The sequence below is a fragment of the Deltaproteobacteria bacterium genome (assembly GCA_016180855.1).
Classification (GTDB): domain Bacteria; phylum UBA10199; class UBA10199; order JACPAL01; family JACPAL01; genus JACPAL01.
Genome location: JACPAL010000015.1, coordinates 147,446 through 166,595, shown reverse-complemented (window position 1 = coordinate 166,595; position 19,150 = coordinate 147,446). Strand labels below are relative to the sequence as shown.

Genomic DNA, 19,150 nt, shown 5'->3' with positions numbered 1-19,150 from the left:
CTCTATTCTTATCCCCATAAAATCAATCAGAAAATTGAGGGGTCAGAAAAGAAAATGGGTGGGAAAATACCCGATGGGTGTTGGGGGGGTGACGGTCACGAGAGCGGGCGTTCGTTAAATTTTTGACGCCTCCAAAAAGGTTGCAAGATTACCGAGACCAGATAAAACTGTCAGTCATGATTTCCCGGTAAAGCTGTCAGTCATGGTTTTCTTGGGACATAAGAGGAGTAGATATTTCAATGTCTTTCGTTAAAGGCCTCAAATGCCGCGAGTGCGGTCACGAATACCCCAAGGAGCCGATCCATGTCTGCGAATACTGTTTCGGCCCTCTGGAGGTTACCTACAAGTATGACGAGATTGCACGCCATCTCACTCAAGAGAAGATCCTCAAAAGGGAACCGTCAATGTGGCGTTACCGGGAGCTTCTTCCGATTGATCACGAGCCGACCGTCGGACGAGAGGTTGGCTTCACGCCTCTCATTCGAGGTAAACAACTCGCCAAGGCACTCGGCGTAAAAGAGATCTGGATCAAAAATGATTCAGTCAATTACCCAACCCTCTCCTTTAAAGACCGTGTTGTCTCGGTTGCCCTCTCCAAGGCACTCGAATTTGATTTTAAGATAGCGGCCTGCGCCTCCACCGGAAATCTCGCCAACTCTGTTGCTGCCAATGCCACCGCAGCCGGGATGAAAAGCTACATCTTTATCCCCTCCGACCTGGAACAGACCAAAATTCTCGGGACCTCCATTTACGGAACCAACCTGATCGGCATCAGAGGGACCTACGACGAGGTCAACCGCCTTTGCAGTGAAATTGCCGCAAAATATCAATGGGCCTTCGTCAACATCAACATCCGCCCCTTCTACGCAGAGGGATCAAAGACCCTCTTCTACGAAACAATCGAACAATCGGGCTGGAAACTTCCGAATCATGTCGTTGTGCCAATGGCTGGCGGCTCACTCATCACGAAGGTCTCAAAGGCGATTAAAGAGTTTCACAACCTTAAGTGGATCTCTTCAAAAAAGTGCAAGATCCACGGGGCACAGGCGACCGGCTGCTCACCGATCACGACCGCAATCAAGGAGGGATGGGATCTTTTCAAGCCTGTCAAGCCAAAGACAATTGCGAAGTCACTGGCCATTGGAAATCCTGCGGATGGATTTTATGCGATGCGTGTCATGAGGGAATCGGGTGGAACCGGGGAGGATGTGAATGATGAAGAGATCATCGAGGCAATCCGGTTGCTGGCCGAAACAGAAGGAATCTTCACGGAGACGGCGGGAGGGGTTACCGTCGGTGTTGCCAAAAAACTGATACGACAAGGGTTTATTAAAAAGGATGAGTCGGTCGCTTTGCTCATCACGGGAAATGGACTCAAGACTCAGGAGGCGGTTGCACCGTTTATCCCACCCCCCAAGGTGATTAATGCCTCCCTGTCGGAATTTGAAACTCTCATGCATCATTCTTAAAGGAGGGATCGATGACAAAGGAAAAAATCGTTAAACGAAAGGTCTACCTCACCTTTCCCGGTGAAAGGACAAAAGAGGCGATTATCTGCGACATGTACGACCGTTGCAGGGTACGGTTCAATATCCGCTCTGCCAGCGTGGACGATCATGTCGGCCTCATTGCCCTTGAACTGGAAGGGACGGAACAAAAGATGAAAGAGGCGTTTGAATATTTTCGCAAGCGAGGGGTTAAGGTGGAACCGATCGAGATCAACGTGATTGAATGATTTCCCTTTTCTCCCGAGCGAACAAGAAACTCTTTAGGGGTGAGGAGTAACACGCGCTATGATCATTGCTTCTATCCTAGACAAAATCGGTGACACTCCCCTGGTCCCAATCCGGAAGGTTGGGAGCGAGATTCCACAGGTCAGGTCTGGCAAGGTTAAGATCTACGCCAAGGTGGAATACTTCAATCCAGGTGGCTCGGTGAAGGACCGCCCTGCTTACCGTATGGTTCAGGAGGGAGTAAAATCAGGCGAGCTCACAAAAGAGAAGGTGATCATGGACTCCACCTCAGGGAACACGGGGGTTGCCTATGCAATGATCGGGGCCGCCCTGGGCCTCTCCGTAGAACTCGTAATGCCGGAGAACGTGAGCCAGCAGAGAAAACAGATCATCACCGCCTTTGGTGCCAAAATCACCTACTCCTCCCCCATGGAAGGCTCTGATGGGGCAATCCGTCTCGCCAAAAAACTGTTTAAGGAAAATCCTGAAAAATATTTTATGCCGGACCAGTACAACAACAGATTCAACCCGCAGGCCCATTACGATACGACCGGCGTCGAGATCTGGCGTGAGATCGACGGGAAGATAACCCATTTTGTTGCAACGATCGGGACAAGCGGTACCCTCATGGGGACGGGACGACGACTCAAAGACTATAACAAAAATATCAAGGTGGTCGCTGTAGAACCGGATAACCCGCTCCATGGACTTGAGGGGTTGAAACATATGGCGACGGCAATCGTTCCTGGCATTTATAAGGAGAAAGAATTGGATCAGAAGATCCCGATGCCAACGGAACCGGCCTATGAGATTGCAGAACGTCTGGCCCGCGAAGAGGGATTGATTGTCGGACACTCTTCCGGAGCGGCGCTATTAGGGGCAATGAAGGTCGCCGAAAAACTGAAAGAAGGGGTAATCGTAACGCTTTTTCCAGATCATGGAGATCGGTATTTAGGGTGAGCAGATCATGTTAACCCTCTGCCAATCAACCTTGGATGAAATAATCCGCCACTCCGAATTGAAATACCCCCACGAGGCCTGCGGGCTACTCATCGGACCCAAAGAGCAAAAAACAGTGACCCGATTCATCGCTTGCAAGAACATCTATGATACAATGCATGCCAAGGACCCGACCACCTACCCCCGCACCTCAAAGACGGCCTATCTGATCGACAGCCTTGATTATCAAAAAATAGCCCGAGAGGCCCATGAAAGTAACGAGGAGATCAAATCGGTCGTCCATTCCCACACCGATCACGACGCCTATTTCTCGGACGAGGATCGATTGGTCGCCGCACCTTGGGGGGAGCCGCTCTTCCCGGGAATTTCCTATATTGTCATCTCTGTCTGGAATCAAAAATTCAAGGAAGCGAACGAATATTATTGGGATGACAGGGTGAAAGATTTTGTCGTAAATAGATTGCCCTAATTTAAGGAGGTCCCATGTCGGTAAAAGTAAGAATCCCTACCCCCCTTCAGAAGCTTACCACAAACAAGGCGGAGGTCTCCGCCGCCGGAGGAACGGTCAAAGAGATCCTGGTCGATCTGGAGCGACAGTACCCCGGTGTTAAAGAGAGAATTTACGATGAAAAAGGATCGCTTCGGCGCTTCATCAATTTTTATGTCAATAACGAAGACATCCGCTTCTTGAAGGGAGAGGCAACTCCTATTAAGGATGGTGATGAAATCTCCATTGTCCCAGCCATTGCCGGCGGAAGGTAAAGAATCAACCAACACCGGCCTTTTAAAACTGGAATTGATCGCCTCGGGGATCAATCTCGGAGAAGGTCTCCCCTCGCCACTCACCAATCCGTTTGGATTGATTCACCTCATCCTTCCCGAGGGAGTTTCCGTGAGCGTTCAACAGGCCTCCGACAAGCAACAGACCCCTTTTACGCTGCTTCATCATGGAAAACGATTTTTCCTCAATTTTTCCGGAAAAGAAACACCGGTTCAGTGGGTGCCCCCTCTCAAGTGTTACCATAAAAAGACCCGAAGCGGGATTTTGATCTCCGACATCCTCACGGTTCACAGTGGACTCATCGCGGTTCACCCCAAAGGACCGTGTCGTTTCGGGTTGAGCGGCCTGGCCTGTCGCTACTGCGGCTCCTCCAGGGAACTCAGCAATCATCCCCCCTTTTCGAAACAGGATCTGATCGAGGCGATCCAGACGGTTCTGAAAGAGACCTCCTGTGATGTCGTGCACCTCTCCTCGGGTCATGTCGAAACGGAGGATGGCGGCATCGTCTGGCTCACCCCCTGGGTCACGGAGATCCGCAAACATATTGATATCCTCATCTCGCTCGACCTCGCCCCCCCCAAAAGTAATAGCTGGATCGATCAGAGCTATGCGATGGGGGTTGATGCCGTCTACTACGACCTCGGCGACTTTGCCCCACATCAGGTGACCGGCAACAAAAAATCGGAGGAGGATAAAAAGCGATACCTCGAAACGATCGAATATGCCGCCCGTATCTTCCCTAAAGGGGCGGTCCTGTCTCACCTCGTCATAGGACTGGAACCGATGGGCGATACGCAGAAGGGGATCGATCTCCTGGTTGAGCGCGGTGTTGTCCCCCTGCTCGTCTACTTCCCCCCATCACCCCATTCGCCTTTAAGCGAACGGTGGAAAATGAAACCGGAAGAGGTGACCCCTCTTTATACGCACCTCTTTGAACGGCTCGTCCAAGTGAAAAACACACCCCATTGGGTTCATCAACAGGATGTCCTCCTCACGCCGCTGGAGGGACGGTTTTTTTCAGAAAAATCAGCCGGGTTCCACCTCGCCCTGAAAAAATTTTATGAAACAGGTTTTGGAAGAAAGGTGCGCCGGAGCATGATCGGCATACGAAGACGTCTCCGTGTCAAACACCACCCCGCGGGATACCGGTAACCCCATGAATATTGAGATCGACACACGCCCGTTGCCGATTGTCATCCTCTCCCGCTGGTGGCGTTTCCCCGTCTACCTCCTGCTGGGCTGGATCCTTTATCACTCTTACTTCACCCCGCCCCCTTCCGGACTCTCCGTGGAAGGTTTTCGCTCGCTCGTCGTCTTTCTGATCTGCCTCATCCTCTGGGTTTTTCACCTGCTTCCGCTTGCGATCACAGGGCTCTTTGCGCTTGTCGCCCCCCCCTTAATGGGGGTGTTGTCGGCTAAACAGGCGTTCTCTTTTTTCGGCTCTGAACCGGTCTTCTTCATCCTGGGGGTCTTGATCCTTGCTGCAGCGCTGCTTAAGTCAGGACTCTCCAGCAGGATCGCCCTCTTTCTCTTGAGACAATCGGGGCACTCACCCAAACGCCTCATCTTCCAGATCCTGCTCACAGCCTCACTCCTCTCCTTCATCATGAGCGAACATGCGGTTGCGGCGATGATGCTCCCCCTCGTGGTTGTGATCTCCAAGGCGCTTGAGTTCGTCCCCAAAGGAGGCTCTTACGGAAGACTCCTGTTTCTCGCGATGGCCTGGGGCTGTGTTGTGGGCGGTATTGCCACGATGCTCGGTGGTGGAAGGGTCCCGCTCGCCGTCGGTATCATGCAGGAGGCCGGGCATACCCCGATCACCTTTATAGAGTGGACATTAACAGTCATTCCAATCGTCATCCTGCTCTTTTTCTCCGCCTATCTTGTCCTGACCCGCTTTTTCAAAATTGATGTTGAGTCAGTCTACGAGGCCGACCGCATAATCTCAGAGCGGGTTCGGGAATTGGGGCGCATTCGTCTTGAGGAGCAGTTTCTGCTCGTCCTGACGATGGGGGCAATTTTGGCGTGGATCTTCTGGGGAACAAAGATCGGAATGGCAACGATCTCCATTCTCGTCGTCGTGCTGCTCTTCATGTTCAAGGTCGTTGACTGGAAGGCGCTCGAGGAGAATGTCGAGTGGGGGATCGTCTTGATGTACGGCGGGGCGATCGGCCTCAGTTCGATCGTGAGCTCCACAGGGGCCAGTCGCTGGTTGGTTGAAACCTATGTCATTCCCCACATCACCTCCCCCTGGATGTTGATAGGACTCATCGCGATTCTCACGATGGTGCTGACCGAGGCGGTCAGCAATTCGGCGGTTGTCGCGATGCTCTTGCCGATCTCACTCTCCTTTGCGGGATCGTTCCATCTTGATCCGAAGGTGATCGTCTGTCTGATCGCCTCCGCCTCCGGCTTGAATTACACACTGCCGATGAGTACGCCGGCGATTGCACTGGCCTATTCAAGCCGTTACCTCCGGGTCAAAGAGGTAGTACTCGCGGGATTGGCGATGACCTCCCTTTCCTGGATCTTCCTGATGCTGACCGCCAAATTCTGGTGGCCGATTCTGGGGATTCAGATCCCTTAAAAAATTCTTGCTAGATACGGTGGAAGGTATAGAATTGCCCCTTGTGTTGGTTTCCTGTTGTTATTTAGCTCCACGCCCAATCAAAAATAAGGGAGGTCATATGGGACGTTTTTTCAACTTAGCAGCATTAGCTATATTAATCGTTCTGGGGAGTGGATATTTCAGACAGCTGTCGGCCGCACCCCAGTGTCAGCAGAATCCATGTCGTGGTAGGAATGAGGTTCCTGTTATTCAAGGCCCCCGAGGGCCAGCAGGTCCAACTGGACCACGAGGCTTACCAGGACCGGCTGGACCCGCAGGAGTACCGGGAGCCCCTGGAGCACGAGGCGAAACTGGATCAGCAGGACCGGCAGGGACCCCGGGAGCACCTGGTGCGCGGGGCGATACCGGACCAGCGGGACCGGCAGGCCCCATGGGGGCAACCGGCTCTTGCCCAGCCGAGTGTGATGGGTCGGCGGGAGATGCATTCTATACCAGGAGTGACACGATAACCGCCAGATGTCAGTACAACCCCGATTATGTAGTCGATATGTACGGAGGTACGCTTCCAATGGATTGGACCAACAATTGTCGAGTTGATGGAACCGTTGCTACGCTTGCCTGTGATGCCGATGATGTCCAGCTTCGTCTGTGGCACTACGCAGCTAATGACGAGGGTGAGCGCATCAGCTCCAATGTACGATACTGTACTAGCACCATAGTCTGTTGGGATACAGTACCATCCTACTGGCCGACTGTTACACTGAACCGTGTTATTGTCTGCGCCGAGACAAGTGGGCTGTTGCCCTAGCTGGGGCTCAAAATCTCAAGTACCCTTTTCCCCTCTTTAAAGGCGGGGGCGATCTGGAGTGCCTGTTCCAGCAGACGGATCGCCTCTTCGTTCCTCTCTTGTTCAATTCTCAAGAGGGCGGCATGGTATAAGACGAGGGGAACGTGCGGGTAATTCTTAAGAAGTCTCTCAACCTCCCGCTCAACCTTGGGATACCCCTCATACCCGCCACGCCACGCCACACAGGCAAGCAACGGATCAAAAGCCCCTGGGGCCAAATGGACGGCGCGGCTTAAATATTTCTCCTTGTCGGCCGGTTCTATCGATCTCTTCCCATGCAGCATGTAATAAAGGCTCAATTGATAGGAACCTAAAAGAGTCGTTGAGCCTAAAAATAACAGGACGAGGGGAATAACAATCCACCTCACTGAAAAAAGGCCTCCCTCACCCTTACCCTCTCCCGCCCTTCGGCATGGCTCAGGGCAAGCCAAGGGGAGAGGGTATTTTAAAATAAGGGCGACATAAAAAGCGGTCATCAATCGAATCAGGGGATTCAAAAACGTCGTGCTGAATTGCCAACTGACGATCAGGAAAACCAGCCCGGACAACGCAATGACAACTGGAACGATCTCTTCGACCGAATTTTTCTGCAACGCCGTTATCCCCTTGACAAAAAGAAGCACAAAAAGGGCCAAGAAGAGGCCAAGTCCCAAAAGGCCGCCCTCGACCACCTGGTGGGCAAATTCATTATGGGGGTGATAAAACCAGCTCCTCTCTGAAAAATCCTCGTTCGGTCGTGGAAACTGCGAGAAGGGGGGATAAACAAACCGAAAACTCCCGACCCCCCATCCCCGGAGCGGTCTCTCCAAAAACATTTTGAATGATTGATACAAGGCCAACGTTCGTGTCCCTGTAATGAGTTCAACGGGGGCCTTGACTCCCAAAACTGTTGCCTGTTTTTCCGGACGACCCGCCTGAAATGTCTCCGTCACCCTGGTCAAGACAGGTTGGGTACGAAATCCGCTTGGTTGGAACAGGGCAAGGCCGGCAAGGAGACACAAAAAGGCAACAAAGAGCAAAGCGGCCTGTCTGAGATTCAAGATCTTTGCCTTGAGGAAAAGCAGAAGGGCAAACAAGACCGAGATGAAAATGGCAAATAGCGTCGCCCTTGTCCCGGAGATCCATGCCCCCCCGAGGAGAAGGATGAAAGAGAGTGCCCCAAGTTTTTTTTGCCACCTCGTTCCACCGCGAACCAAAAACCAAACGGCGAGTGGGATATGCAGACCTGCAAAATCACCAAAATAGCTGATATGGCCGATCGGGGGGATGACATTGGCGGTGTAGGCCGTTGTGAAATGAAAGAAAGAAAGTTCGTGGTACTGCATCCAGTAAACCGACCAGGCCAGGGCTGCTATCAATGAGGCGGAAAGCAAAGAGAGGTTGCCAAGAAACAGAAGATCATCTTTTTCAGTCTGCATTAAGAGGCCGATCAGGCCGGCCCAGAGGAGGAGCCGTGCCCAAGCAAGATAACCCTCATATGCCGGCACTTGAATCAAAACAAGGCAAACGGCCAAGTAAAGTCCGATCCAGAGAAGTGGTTTGGCCAACTTTTCCAAAAAACTCCCTCTTTGTTTGAGAACAAAAACGAGACCGAAAACCCCCGCCCCCAGATAAAAAACGGTGTTCTTCCAGTCGTCGTAAGGACGCGGCCAGTCCGCTGAATAAGTCCAATGCAGTAGCAGGATCCAGGCAGCAAGGAGGGTTCGGATCACGAAAATTGCTTCTTTTGTTCCTTAAAAAAATCAATCACGAACACGAGAAAGATCGCAACAAGGGAACCGCCGATGAACGCCAGCAAGACACGCTGCCAGATCGGTTGGACAAAGCGCCCTTTGGCGGGGAGTGCCCGCGAAAGGACGACATAGTTGAACCGAAACCGGTTTTCCGAAAGATAGCGATCCAGAACATCCAGAAAGGTGTTCGCCAGATCGGCCGACAAGACCGGCTTTCTCGTGATTGTCTCAATTGAAATCCAATAGGAGCCGGGGGGACGGTTAATACTAACCATGTCCAATAAAGATTCTAGCTTTGCATCATGCTCAGCCCCCCGAAACTGATCCTCGTGTATCAGTAATTCCGGTTCCATCTTTTGCAAGACACGTTCAACCATAGGATATCCTCGCAGGATGATCATCAATTCTTCAGTGCTCAAAAGAATCCCGCGTTGTTGACTCCCCTCCAATGGAGGGTCCTTAAGAACGACAACCATCCCCTGCCCCTTCTCTTCAACAGGGAGAATCCTCGCCTCGGCCCGATACCGAACCTTTTTATTCAAGACAAACAGTACGGAGGCTGTGACAAGTGGTGCTATGAGGCTGATCACGAGGATAAAGTACCGTCGCAACCAGAGCGTCCTGCAGCAGGCGATGAGATTGATCTCGTCACTCATGCCCCGGCTTTATACTGGAGTGCCCCCTTGAAAACAACAAAAAGTACGGGTAAGAAGGCGACCGTTATGCCGTCCCCCCTCTTCCCCAAACCGTATCGAGAGCTCCTCATTGAGGCGTTCACGGACCAGGAGCATCCTGCCTACGGTCAACTGGCAACGGTTGATGAGCGGGGAGAGCCGAGGGTCCGATCGATCCATTTCCGCTACCTCCCCGACAAGGAGATCTTTGCCTTTGGCACCAATGTCAAATCGGCGAAGTGGGGACAGCTTAAACTGCAATCCAGGATAGCAGGATGCTACCTGGATAGTTTTCGCCAGATTCAGTTTCGGTGGGAGGGAATCGCAGAGCTTCACGAAGGAGGAACGAGTCCGGAACAGGCGCTCGTAAACCAGATGTGGCGCCTCGTCCGACTCCCTTTTCGGATCGGCTACTGGCTCGATTACAAAAAACTGGTTTCAGAGCAGGGGCTCGGTCCCGGTTTTGATTTCGGGCGGCATCCGCCAACCTTCGGCATCGTTCTGATCAAGCCCTGCCTGTGGGACATCTATGAGATCAGTCCTGAGAACCTCTTCAAGGCCTGCCGGAACATCCATTATCTGAAGGGAGAGGAATGGGAATCCCACCGCGTTACACTTCTGCACGGCCGTGATCTCGGCCCTTTACAAGGCTGAGCAAAACCCTTACACAAACCCTCCATGTCTCCCATTCCAGCACACGGTGGCCGCCTGATCGACAGACGGGTAACGGCTTCCGAGAGCAGCCGGTGGCTTAAAAAAATCCCCTCCCTTCCTTCTCTCACCCTCAAACCTCGCGAGACGAGCGATCTGGAGATGATTGCCTCGGGAGGACTCTCCCCCCTTGAGGGGTTCATGGGGGAAAAAGATTATCAATCGGTCGTTGAAAGGATGAGGCTTCTGAGTGGACTCCCCTGGACGATCCCGATTACGTTGTCGGTGACAGAAGAAGAGGCGAAGAAATTAAAATCTGGAGATGATGTTGCCCTTGTAGGGGAGCCCCCTGGCGCACCGCTGGCCCTCCTTCACCTCGAGGAGAAATTTCATTACGATGCCAAAAAAGAGGCCGAAAAGGTTTACAAAACAACCGAAGGGGTCCATCCGGGGGTTGCCACCCTCTATCGGCAGGGACCGGTTTATCTGGGGGGTAAAATCACCCTGTTGAATCAGATCCCCCATAATGATTTTCTTGATTACCGAAAAGAACCAAGGGAGACCCGTCAGATGTTTGAAGATCGAGGCTGGAAGAGGATCGTCGCCTTTCAGACGCGTAATCCGATCCATCGGGCCCATGAATATCTGACGAAGTGTGCATTGGAGATCTGTGACGGTCTGCTCATCCATCCGATCGCCGGTGAAACAAAGGGGGATGACATCCCGGCCTCGGTAAGAATGAACTGTTATGAGGTGCTCATTCAGAACTATTATCCCCCCAATCGCGTCCTTCTTTCCGTCAATCCGGCCGCCATGCGATATGCCGGCCCACGTGAGGCAATCTTCCATGCCCTCGTCCGAAAAAATTATGGCTGTACCCATTTTATTGTGGGGCGTGATCACGCCGGGGTTGGAAGTTATTATGGGACCTTTGATGCCCACAAAATTTTTGATGCCTTCAGCCCGGAAGAGATCGAAATTATACCGCTCTTTTTTGATCATTCTTTCTTCTGCAGAAAATGCGAAGAGATGGTCTCGAACAAGACCTGCCCTCACCCCGCCGAGGATCGTGTGGTTCTCTCCGGCACAAAGGTCCGCGAACTGCTCCTGAAAGGGGAACTGCCACCACCGGAATTTTCCCGACCTGAGGTGGCAAAAATCCTGATTGAATCTTACAAAAATCCCTTGATACCTTAGTCTCCCCCTTTTAAGGTAAGAGAATGTTCTCTTCAACGGCCGCTGCTTCGGGAAACGGTCACCTCCTCCAAATCTTTTGGGGTTCTGACATCGTCGTCAAACTGACCCTCTTGACACTTCTGTCCCTCTCGATCGCCTCCTGGGCGATCATCTACTTCAAGCAGAAGGAATTCAAAAAACTGACCCTCACCTCCGCCCGTTTTCTGGAGGCGTTCATGAGGGCCCAAAACCTCGAAGATCTTCTGGGTAAATACTCTTCTATCGAGAGCCCCCTCTCTAATATTTTTCGCTCGGCCGCCGGTGACCTGCTCAAAAAGGGGACTAAAAAATCGTCGGGTCTCAGCATTCGCCGGAGGGTTGAACGGGAGATCCACGAACAGATCGAACGTATTGAACGATATATTCCTTTCCTCGCAACCACGGGCAGTTCGGCACCCTTCATCGGTCTCTTTGGAACCGTCTGGGGAATCCTCGCCGCCTTCTGGCAGATCGGCCGCGCCGGCTCAACGAGCCTCGCGGTTGTCGGCCCTTACATTGCCGAAGCGCTGATCGCCACCGCCGTCGGCCTGGCCGCCGCTATCCCGGCCGTCATTTTTTACAACTACTTTGTTGGACGAATCCGGCTGTTAACCCGGGAGATCGAAAACTTTGGAGAGGACCTGATTGACCGTCTTGAAAGAGACAGCCTTAACTGATCATGGGGATTCATAATTCCGACAAAGGAAAACCTCTCTCCGAAATCAACGTCACCCCCTTTGTAGACGTCATGCTCGTTTTGTTGATCATCTTCATGATCACGGCACCCCTCATTTCCCAAGGTCTTGATGTCGACCTCCCTGAGACAGCGGCCCCTAACATGAAGCGCTCGGAGTCAGATGTTATTATCACGATCGACAAGGAAGGAAAAATCTTCCTTCTAGACGACAAAACCGCCTATTCCCTCGACAACATCGAGGAGAAGCTGCAGGCCGTTTTCAAACGCCGCGAAAGAAAAGAGATCCTCCTTCAGGCCGACAGGAAGACCGCTTATGGAATCGTTGTCAAGGCGATCGCTCTGTTCAAAAAGGCTGGGGTCGAACGGGTTGGAATGATGACCGAAGAAGAAAAGGAAAAAACGTAAGTCTCTCGGAACGTGTGGAAATTACTCTTCGAAAAAGTCTCTACTGGTCCTTAGCCTGTCATATGGTTGCCTTCTTTTTACTGATTTTTTCACCCTACCTGCCATTCAAACCCTACCGCCATCACGAGCAGAAGATTACCTGGATCACTCTTCCCAAAGGGGTGACCGGAACCTTCGGGGCCAGCATGAAAAAATCCGAAGGCCTGCCGAAAACAACGATCGAGGATCAAAAGAGGGAGATCCCGGAAATGAAAAAAGGGAAAGAGGATTCAAACATGATCTATTCGGGGCCCAAAAAATCCCTCCGTGGCCTAAAAACAGCCGAAGAGAAGGCAATGGAGAAAATCCTCGCCAAGGCAAGCCAGGAGGTCGCCAGCCGGAAGGCAGCAATCCCTGAGGCAGCACAAATTCCTGTGGGAGAGAATGGTGGCTTTCCGGAGGGGGTCACAGCGGGAAGTCAGGTCCCGCCCGATGATCCGGAATTGCTTCTCTACAAGATGAAGGTCACCAAAATCATCATGGAGGAATGGTTCCCGTCCTACAAGTTGAGGGATCCGAATTTAGGATTGATTTGCAGACTGATCGTCCGTATTAACGAGCGGGGTGAGGCGATTGAAACAATCTGGGATCAAAAATCGGGTAACGGATCGTATGATGCATCGGCCCTGCGAGCGCTTCAAAAGGCCCTTCCTCTCCCTCTCCCTCCGGAAAAACTGCGGTGGGAGCTGGCTCAGGAGGGGATTCTTTTTGATTTCAATCCTGCTGCCCTTGCTGCCTCTGGACAGTGAGGCACGGGTCTATATCCTCTTAAACGAACCGTCTCCCAAGCCATTCCCGATCGCGATTGCTGATCTCCCCACCGACGGACCCAAGAAAATCAAGGGATGGTCGGAGGGGTTGTCAGAGCAGATCCGGAATGACCTGATCCTGACAGGGCTGTTTGATGTTGTCGATCGATCGGATTATCCAAAAGGCTCTCTGGAGCCGGACAAGATCCAATTTCCCTCCTGGACATTAATCGGGGTCCAGGCGGTCGCCGGCGGAACCTACTCTGTCCTGGAGGACGGCATCAGAATTTCGCTCTATCTGTACGACCCTTTTTTGGGTCAACAGCTGATTAACCGGAATTATCGGGCCAAGGAGGGAGAGGTCGGAACGGTCGCCCACCACTTTGCCGATGAGATCATGAAGGAGCTGACTGGCGAACGGGGCGTCTCATCCACAAAAATCGCCTATGTCTGTCAACCCAGTAAAAGGAAGAAGGGGGTCAAGGAAATTTGCCTCATGGATATGGATGGAAAAAACCAGCGTCAATTGACAAATCATCGTTCCATCAGCCTCTCCCCTGACTGGTCTGGGGCCGGCAATGAGATTGTCTATACCTCTTATATTGATGGCATCCCGGAACTCTTTACCGTAAACGCCTCGGGCGCTACCTATCAGGTCACTCAAAACAACAATATCAATCTCTCGCCCCGCTGGACGGGACAAGGGTATCTTACCGTCGCCTCGGCCCTGGATGGTGACACCGAGCTTTATCTTTTCAGCTCCAAGGGGAAGGTCTTGCGCCAGCTAACGAACAGTTTTGGTATCGACATCAATCCCTCCTGGTCACCGGATGGAAAGCGGTTTGTCTTTGCCTCGGAGCGTGCAGGACGGCTCCACATCTTTTCCGCTAATAATGATGGGGGAGAGATTCGGAGACTGACCTATGTTGGTTATCATAACGACAACCCCGTCTGGTCACCCCGCGGCGACAAGATCGCTTTTCAGGCACGGGACGCCGGGGCCTGGGATCTGTTCATCATGAACTCCGATGGTTCGATGATCCAGAGGTTAACCGCCAATCAAGGGGACAATGAAAGCCCTTCCTGGGCACCTAACGGCCGAATGATCGTCTTCGGTTCCACACGAAACGACGCCTTACAACTTTTTATCATGAAAGAGGATGGCTCAAATCAAACACCCGTGGGACCAAAAGGGGGAGCGACACAGCCGTCTTGGAGTCCGTGGTTCGATTAAAATATGCCGGAACAGTTCGACATCATTGTCATTGGCGGTGGTTGCAACGGTACCGGCATTGCCCGCGATTGCGCCATGCGCGGTCTCAAGGTCCTTCTCATTGAAAAAAACGATTTCTCGGCCGGGACGACCGGTGCCTCCTCCGGGATGATCCACGGCGGTCCGAAGTACCTCATGAGCGATGTCAAAACAACGAAGCTCTCCTCACAAGACGCGGGATACATTCGCAAGATTGCCCCCCACCTCTGTTTTCGAACCCCATTTCTCTACCCAGAGGTGCGGGATGATGCTCTTTGGAAAAAGAAGATCCGTCTCCTGCTTGTTGATGCCTACTTTCAGGCGTACGATCGTTTCTCGGAACTCAAGGGAGGGAAAAAGCACCTCCGTCTCACGCGCGAGGAGACGCTGAATTTAGAACCGGGGATCTCCCCCGATGTCGTCGGTTCGGTTACCTTCGATGAATGGGGAATCCAGACCGATCGGCTCTGTATTGCCAATGCCTTGGCCGCCCACGAATATGGGGCCATCATCAAAAACCATACCGAAGTAAAAAAAATCAGGCGGGAGGGGGAGACGGTTATCGGCCTGATCGCCCATGACCGACGGACTGATGAACTGCTCGAATACCGCGCCCAAATCGTCTTCAATGCAACCGGCCCGTGGGTTCCCCAAATTTGTGACATGGCGGGAGTTAAGATCCGCCTGCGCCCCGCCAAGGGGATCCATCTCATTCTGGACCGGCGAATCAGTAATGTCGCGGTTGTTTCCAAGTGTATTGATGGGAGAGAAATCTTCTTTAACCCCCACGATAACCGGACCCTCATTGGCACCACCGACGACGATTACTATGGCGACCTCGACAATATTCCGGTCACCGAAGATGAGGTGGAGTATCTGCTTCAAGGAATGGAACAGTCCTATCCTGAGATCCGGAAGGCACGGATCGTCTCAACAACCCGCGGAGTCCGTCCAACCCTCTTCGGATATGGAAAATCCGAGGATTCCCTCTCACGTGAACACAAGATCTTCGATCATGAGAAGGAAGATGGCCTAAAAGGGTTTCTTTCCATGGCGGGCGGAAAGCTGGCAGCCTATCGGCAGATGTCGGAAGAGGCGAGTGATCTTGTCTGTAAAAAATTGGGGCGACATTCCCGATGCACCACCCATGAGGTGCCGCTTCCAGGAGGCGATACGATTCCTCTTCCTCAAGAGGTTGCCAAAAAATTTGATCTCCACCCTTACATCGCAGAGAGAATCATCAGCAGGCAGGGAAGTCATGTTGAAACGGTTCTTCAATCAGTTTCCGAAAAACCGGAAGAGAAGGCGGTTCTTTGCCCCTGCGAACCCGTCACCGTCTGTGAGATCCGTCATGCAATCCGTGAGGAGTGGGCCTGCACCCTGGGAGATCTGAAGAGAAGGACGCGACTCGGAATGGGATCGTGCCAGGGAGCGCAATGTCTTCTCCCCGCCCTCGCGATCCTTGAGGAAGAGAATGCGGGTCTTTCCTGGCTGGATCAGAGGGGACCTCTGGACGAACTCCGCTCTTTTCTCGAGGAATCCTGGAAGGCACGATCTCCCGTTTTGAATGGAGTCCAGGTTGCGGAGGAAGAGATTCTCCAGATTGTCTATCAAGGGGTCTTCGGATTGGGAGTTATGAAATGACTTCAAGGATCACGATCATTGGCTCTGGAATCACCGCCGCGGCTGCTGCACTGGAGGCACTTCAACACGGGACCCATGTCACGGTCATTTCCGGGCAGCCTGGCGCCACCGCACTCTCATCAGGAACATGGGACGTCGCTGCCCTTTCTCCTCCAACGTCTGCTTCTCCATGGAACGAGATCCCTTCTGCAATGACCTGCATGGAACAACTCTTGCGGTTCGAGTCAGATCACCCTTATTCTTTGATTCAAAAGAAGGAAGATCCGATCTCTTTCGTCGGCAAGGCACTGGAGCGTCTTTCTTCCGAACTGTCCCTGCACCTGCGTGGTTCCCTGCGCCAACCTTTCCTTGCCCTGACACCGCTCGGCACACCCAAGGTGACGGCCTACGTAGGACCGATGCAATCAACGGGCAATCTGCTCGACATGCGGGAGGCCCGTCTTCTGCTCGTCGGTTTTTGTGGGCTTGGGACCTACTTTCCCTCCCTCGCAGAGGCAGTCCTGAAAAGGCAGCTATCGACTCAAAAGGAAGTCTACCTGAAGGAGACAAAATCGACCCTTCTCTCTCTCCGAGAGTTTCGATTCCTTGGTTCACCGATGGACCTTGCCCTCCGTCTGGATCAGGAATCACGGCAGGACCGGTTTTACGATCAATTGATCGATGCGGCCGAACAATTTCGGGCCACACATGTGGCGCTTCCACCTGTCATGGGGCTGGAGCAATCCAATCATCTCATGACACGGCTCCGGGAAAATTCCGCCATCAAATGGTTTGAGATGCCGGGAACCCCCCCGTCACTCCCGGGCCTACGACTGCACCGCCAGATAGAAAAATTCTTTAAGGGAGGAAGGATCGATTACCTGGAAGGAGAGGTGAAGGGTGCAGCCACTCATGCCAAGAGGATCACTCATCTGGAGCTATCCGACGGAAAAAGAATCGAGGTGCAAAATCTTATCCTTGCCACAGGGCGTTATATCGGCGGTGGTTTGGCGAGCGACGAGGCCTTGCGCGAACCGATCCTCAATCTCCCACTTTTTTCCCAAGGGAAACGGGTTGATGGCACAAAACCATCGCGCCTGACCTCGCCCAACTTTCTCTCTTCACATCCTTTGTTTGAGGCAGGGGTCCGCGTTGGGGCTCACTTCCAGCCGGTTGATCAAAGAGGCTACCTCCTCTATGAAAACCTCTGGGCCGCCGGCTCACTCCTGACCGGCTACCAGGAGGCGAGCCAGGGATGCGGAATGGGGGTGGCGGTTGCCACAGGAATGATCGCCGGGAGGTTCGCTGCATGCTGAAGAGACTCCATGCCCTTTCGAACCTCGCCTGGAATCTCATCGCTGTTCTTTTGTTGCATGCCTTCTCAAAAAAAAAACCTGCCCTTGAACGCTTCCACGCCTGTTACAACGATGACCGTATTCTTCCCTACACGCTTGAGGACAAAGAGCATCGATTTTCAGACTGCCTCGCCTGTGGGCTCTGCGATTCCAACTTTTCTGGCGCCGCCTCACTTCCGTTCCTGGTACGGTCGATCCCTAATTTTATCGGAAACATTCCCCTCAATTTTAATACGAATGAGGAATATCGGCGGTGCGAGGAGATCTGCCCTAGAAAAGTCCCCCTGAGGAAGATGATCAATTTTATAAAGAGAAAAAATGAAGAGCTCCATTAAAAAGACTCTCGAGAATCTCCTCGGACCCAGCCGTGTGGCTGTCGACCCCGTTAATCGGGCCCTCTATTGCAGGGATATGATGAGCGGTTCCACGCTGGAAATGAAGGCGGGGCTTCACCCCCATCTGCCTGATCTTATCTGCTGGCCGGAAACAACGGAAGAGGTATCAAAAATTGTGAGAACCGCCAATCACCATAAGATCCCCGTCATCCCTTTTGGGGGAGGCTCCGGTGTCTCCGGAGGAACCCTCCCACTCCGCGGTGGCATCATGATCGATCTCAAAAGGATGGCGTCTCTCGAAACAATCAAAAGAGTCGATGACCCTTATCCCCATTATGTGGCAACGATTCAGTCCGGTATCCTGGGAGAACATCTCGAAAGAAAACTGAACGAACGGGGATACACCCTCGGACATTTTCCTTCTTCGATTCTTTGCGCTACACTTGGCGGCTATCTTGCAGCCCGATCGGCCGGGCAGCTCTCATCCCGTTACGGCAAGATTGAGGAGATGGTGGAGGATCTCGAGGCGGTTTTGCCATTGGGCACAATCGTTCCTTTCGGCGGAAGGATCAAAAAATATCCGGAGGTCGCACCCAAAGAAATTCTTGTCGGATCGGAAGGGACACTCGGGATCATCACGCGTGCCCGGATGAGAATCCATCCGATGGCCCCAGCCGCCAGATACCGTGGCATCTCATTTAACAGCCTCTCTTCCGCCCTCCGGGCAATCCGCAACATCATGCAGACAGGTCTCCGCCCTTCTGTTATTCGTCTCTATGACGAGCTTGACTCCCTCCTTTTGAAATACGGTTACGAAGCAGATGACAGAAAAAAAACAGGGAAGAAATTTCTTTCGGAGTTCCCCTACTTGAGCAGCCTGAAGGAAAATGCCTTTCACGCCCTTTTGCATCATCCCGACTGGATACAAACCTTGTTTCAGTTAGCCCCTGCCGAATGCCTGCTGATTATCGGATTCGAGGGGGACGCAGATTTCATTCGTCATCAGGAAAAGGAGGCACTCAAAATCTGCAAGGAACGGATTGCACGCGATCTGGGTGAAAAACCGGGACTCCATTGGCTCAAAAAGAGGTACAGCGTCTCCTTCAAGATGCCAGACCTCCTGGAAAAGGATTGTTTTGTCGATACCATCGAGGTCGCCGCCACATGGGATCGCCTCGAAGCGCTTTATGAAGGTGTCCGGAGGGAGCTTAAAAAACAGTGCCTTGTCCTGGCCCATTTTTCGCATGCCTATTCGGAGGGCTGTTCGATCTATTTTACAGTGATAGGACATACGGGCTCCGCCAGGAAGAATCTCGAGAGCTATCGCCAGGTCTGGAGGAAGGCGATGGGGGCAACCCTTGCCGCAGGTGGAACGATCAGCCATCACCATGGGATTGGGTTGCTCAAAGCCGAATGGCTTGCCCAGGAGCTGGGGGGGGCCATGAGGTTCTTTAAAAGGATCAAGAAAGAGCTTGATCCCCACAACTTCATGAATCCGGGGAAGATGGGGCTCGAAATGATGGGGTGAGGGA

The 19,150-nt window shown here is 52.6% G+C and carries 20 protein-coding genes; 18 read left to right on the top strand and 2 right to left on the bottom strand.

Annotated elements, in window-relative coordinates; translation table 11 throughout:
* The first annotated feature begins 239 nt into the window (after positions 1–239).
* The 8 genes from HYT77_08370 to HYT77_08335 all read left to right on the top strand — a co-directional run bounded on the left by HYT77_08370 (position 240) and on the right by HYT77_08335 (position 6,851).
* A complete protein-coding gene (locus HYT77_08370; GenBank protein MBI2068011.1) occupies positions 240–1,469 on the top strand; it encodes a threonine synthase in 1,230 nt (409 codons plus the stop codon).
* An 11-nt stretch (positions 1,470–1,480) separates the two neighbouring features.
* Positions 1,481–1,735: an NIL domain-containing protein gene (locus HYT77_08365; GenBank protein ID MBI2068010.1), complete on the top strand. Its 255-nt coding sequence runs from the start codon at positions 1,481–1,483 to the stop codon at positions 1,733–1,735.
* A gap of 58 nt (positions 1,736–1,793) precedes the next feature.
* Positions 1,794–2,693, top strand: coding sequence for a pyridoxal-phosphate dependent enzyme (locus tag HYT77_08360; GenBank protein ID MBI2068009.1), 900 nt, complete (start codon positions 1,794–1,796; stop codon positions 2,691–2,693).
* Positions 2,694–2,700: 7 nt separating this feature from the next.
* On the top strand, positions 2,701–3,162 hold the full coding sequence (locus HYT77_08355; GenBank protein ID MBI2068008.1) for a M67 family metallopeptidase: 462 nt from the start codon (positions 2,701–2,703) through the stop codon (positions 3,160–3,162).
* Between the two features lie 14 nt (positions 3,163–3,176).
* Positions 3,177–3,455, top strand: coding sequence for a MoaD/ThiS family protein (locus tag HYT77_08350; protein MBI2068007.1), 279 nt, complete (start codon positions 3,177–3,179; stop codon positions 3,453–3,455).
* Positions 3,415–4,626 carry a hypothetical protein gene (locus HYT77_08345; GenBank protein ID MBI2068006.1) on the top strand — a complete coding sequence of 404 codons (1,212 nt, stop codon included), beginning with the start codon at positions 3,415–3,417 and terminating at the stop codon, positions 4,624–4,626. Before HYT77_08350 ends, HYT77_08345 begins: the two co-directional genes overlap by 41 nt.
* Complete coding sequence (locus HYT77_08340) at positions 4,595–6,061, top strand: DASS family sodium-coupled anion symporter (protein MBI2068005.1); 1,467 nt, start codon at positions 4,595–4,597, stop codon at positions 6,059–6,061. Before HYT77_08345 ends, HYT77_08340 begins: the two co-directional genes overlap by 32 nt.
* A 100-nt stretch (positions 6,062–6,161) precedes the next feature.
* A complete protein-coding gene (locus HYT77_08335; protein ID MBI2068004.1) occupies positions 6,162–6,851 on the top strand; it encodes a collagen-like protein in 690 nt (229 codons plus the stop codon).
* On the opposite strand, the gene HYT77_08330 is transcribed toward HYT77_08335, so the two are convergent.
* Together HYT77_08330 and HYT77_08325 are read right to left on the bottom strand one after the other, a co-directional pair.
* Complete coding sequence (locus tag HYT77_08330; protein ID MBI2068003.1) at positions 6,848–8,602, bottom strand: O-antigen ligase family protein; 1,755 nt, start codon at positions 8,600–8,602, stop codon at positions 6,848–6,850. The two genes, HYT77_08335 and HYT77_08330, sit on opposite strands and share 4 nt — an antisense overlap.
* Entirely contained in the window at positions 8,599–9,279 is a 681-nt protein-coding gene (locus HYT77_08325; GenBank protein ID MBI2068002.1) for a hypothetical protein, read from the bottom strand. Before HYT77_08325 ends, HYT77_08330 begins: the two co-directional genes overlap by 4 nt.
* A 66-nt stretch (positions 9,280–9,345) precedes the next feature.
* Here HYT77_08325 and HYT77_08320 point away from each other — a divergent pair, with 66 nt between their 5' ends.
* From HYT77_08320 to HYT77_08275, 10 genes are read left to right on the top strand one after another with little or no spacing between them, the layout of a single operon-like run.
* The gene (locus HYT77_08320) at positions 9,346–9,951 is read left to right on the top strand and encodes a pyridoxamine 5'-phosphate oxidase family protein (protein ID MBI2068001.1); all 606 of its coding nucleotides are present in this window, start codon (positions 9,346–9,348) and stop codon (positions 9,949–9,951) included.
* Positions 9,952–9,975: 24 nt separating this feature from the next.
* Positions 9,976–11,145: a sulfate adenylyltransferase gene (sat, locus tag HYT77_08315; GenBank protein ID MBI2068000.1), complete on the top strand. Its 1,170-nt coding sequence runs from the start codon at positions 9,976–9,978 to the stop codon at positions 11,143–11,145.
* A 23-nt stretch (positions 11,146–11,168) separates the two neighbouring features.
* On the top strand, positions 11,169–11,840 hold the full coding sequence (locus tag HYT77_08310; GenBank protein MBI2067999.1) for a MotA/TolQ/ExbB proton channel family protein: 672 nt from the start codon (positions 11,169–11,171) through the stop codon (positions 11,838–11,840).
* A gap of 2 nt (positions 11,841–11,842) precedes the next feature.
* Positions 11,843–12,265 (top strand): protein TolR, encoded by a 423-nt coding sequence (gene tolR / locus HYT77_08305; protein MBI2067998.1) that lies wholly within the window; start codon positions 11,843–11,845, stop codon positions 12,263–12,265.
* Positions 12,266–12,279: 14 nt separating this feature from the next.
* Positions 12,280–13,053, top strand: a complete 774-nt coding sequence (locus HYT77_08300; protein ID MBI2067997.1) for a TonB C-terminal domain-containing protein — start codon at positions 12,280–12,282, stop codon at positions 13,051–13,053.
* A complete protein-coding gene (gene tolB / locus HYT77_08295) occupies positions 13,013–14,287 on the top strand; it encodes a Tol-Pal system beta propeller repeat protein TolB (GenBank protein ID MBI2067996.1) in 1,275 nt (424 codons plus the stop codon). Before HYT77_08300 ends, tolB begins: the two co-directional genes overlap by 41 nt.
* Before the next feature lie 3 nt (positions 14,288–14,290).
* Entirely contained in the window at positions 14,291–15,949 is a 1,659-nt protein-coding gene (locus HYT77_08290; protein MBI2067995.1) for a glycerol-3-phosphate dehydrogenase/oxidase, read from the top strand.
* On the top strand, positions 15,946–17,244 hold the full coding sequence (gene glpB, locus HYT77_08285) for an anaerobic glycerol-3-phosphate dehydrogenase subunit B (protein MBI2067994.1): 1,299 nt from the start codon (positions 15,946–15,948) through the stop codon (positions 17,242–17,244). The genes HYT77_08290 and glpB overlap by 4 nt, the downstream gene beginning before the upstream one ends.
* The gene (locus HYT77_08280; GenBank protein ID MBI2067993.1) at positions 17,238–17,618 is read left to right on the top strand and encodes a hypothetical protein; all 381 of its coding nucleotides are present in this window, start codon (positions 17,238–17,240) and stop codon (positions 17,616–17,618) included. The genes glpB and HYT77_08280 overlap by 7 nt, the downstream gene beginning before the upstream one ends.
* The gene (locus HYT77_08275; GenBank protein MBI2067992.1) at positions 17,602–19,146 is read left to right on the top strand and encodes an FAD-binding oxidoreductase; all 1,545 of its coding nucleotides are present in this window, start codon (positions 17,602–17,604) and stop codon (positions 19,144–19,146) included. Before HYT77_08280 ends, HYT77_08275 begins: the two co-directional genes overlap by 17 nt.
* Positions 19,147–19,150: the final 4 nt, after the last annotated feature.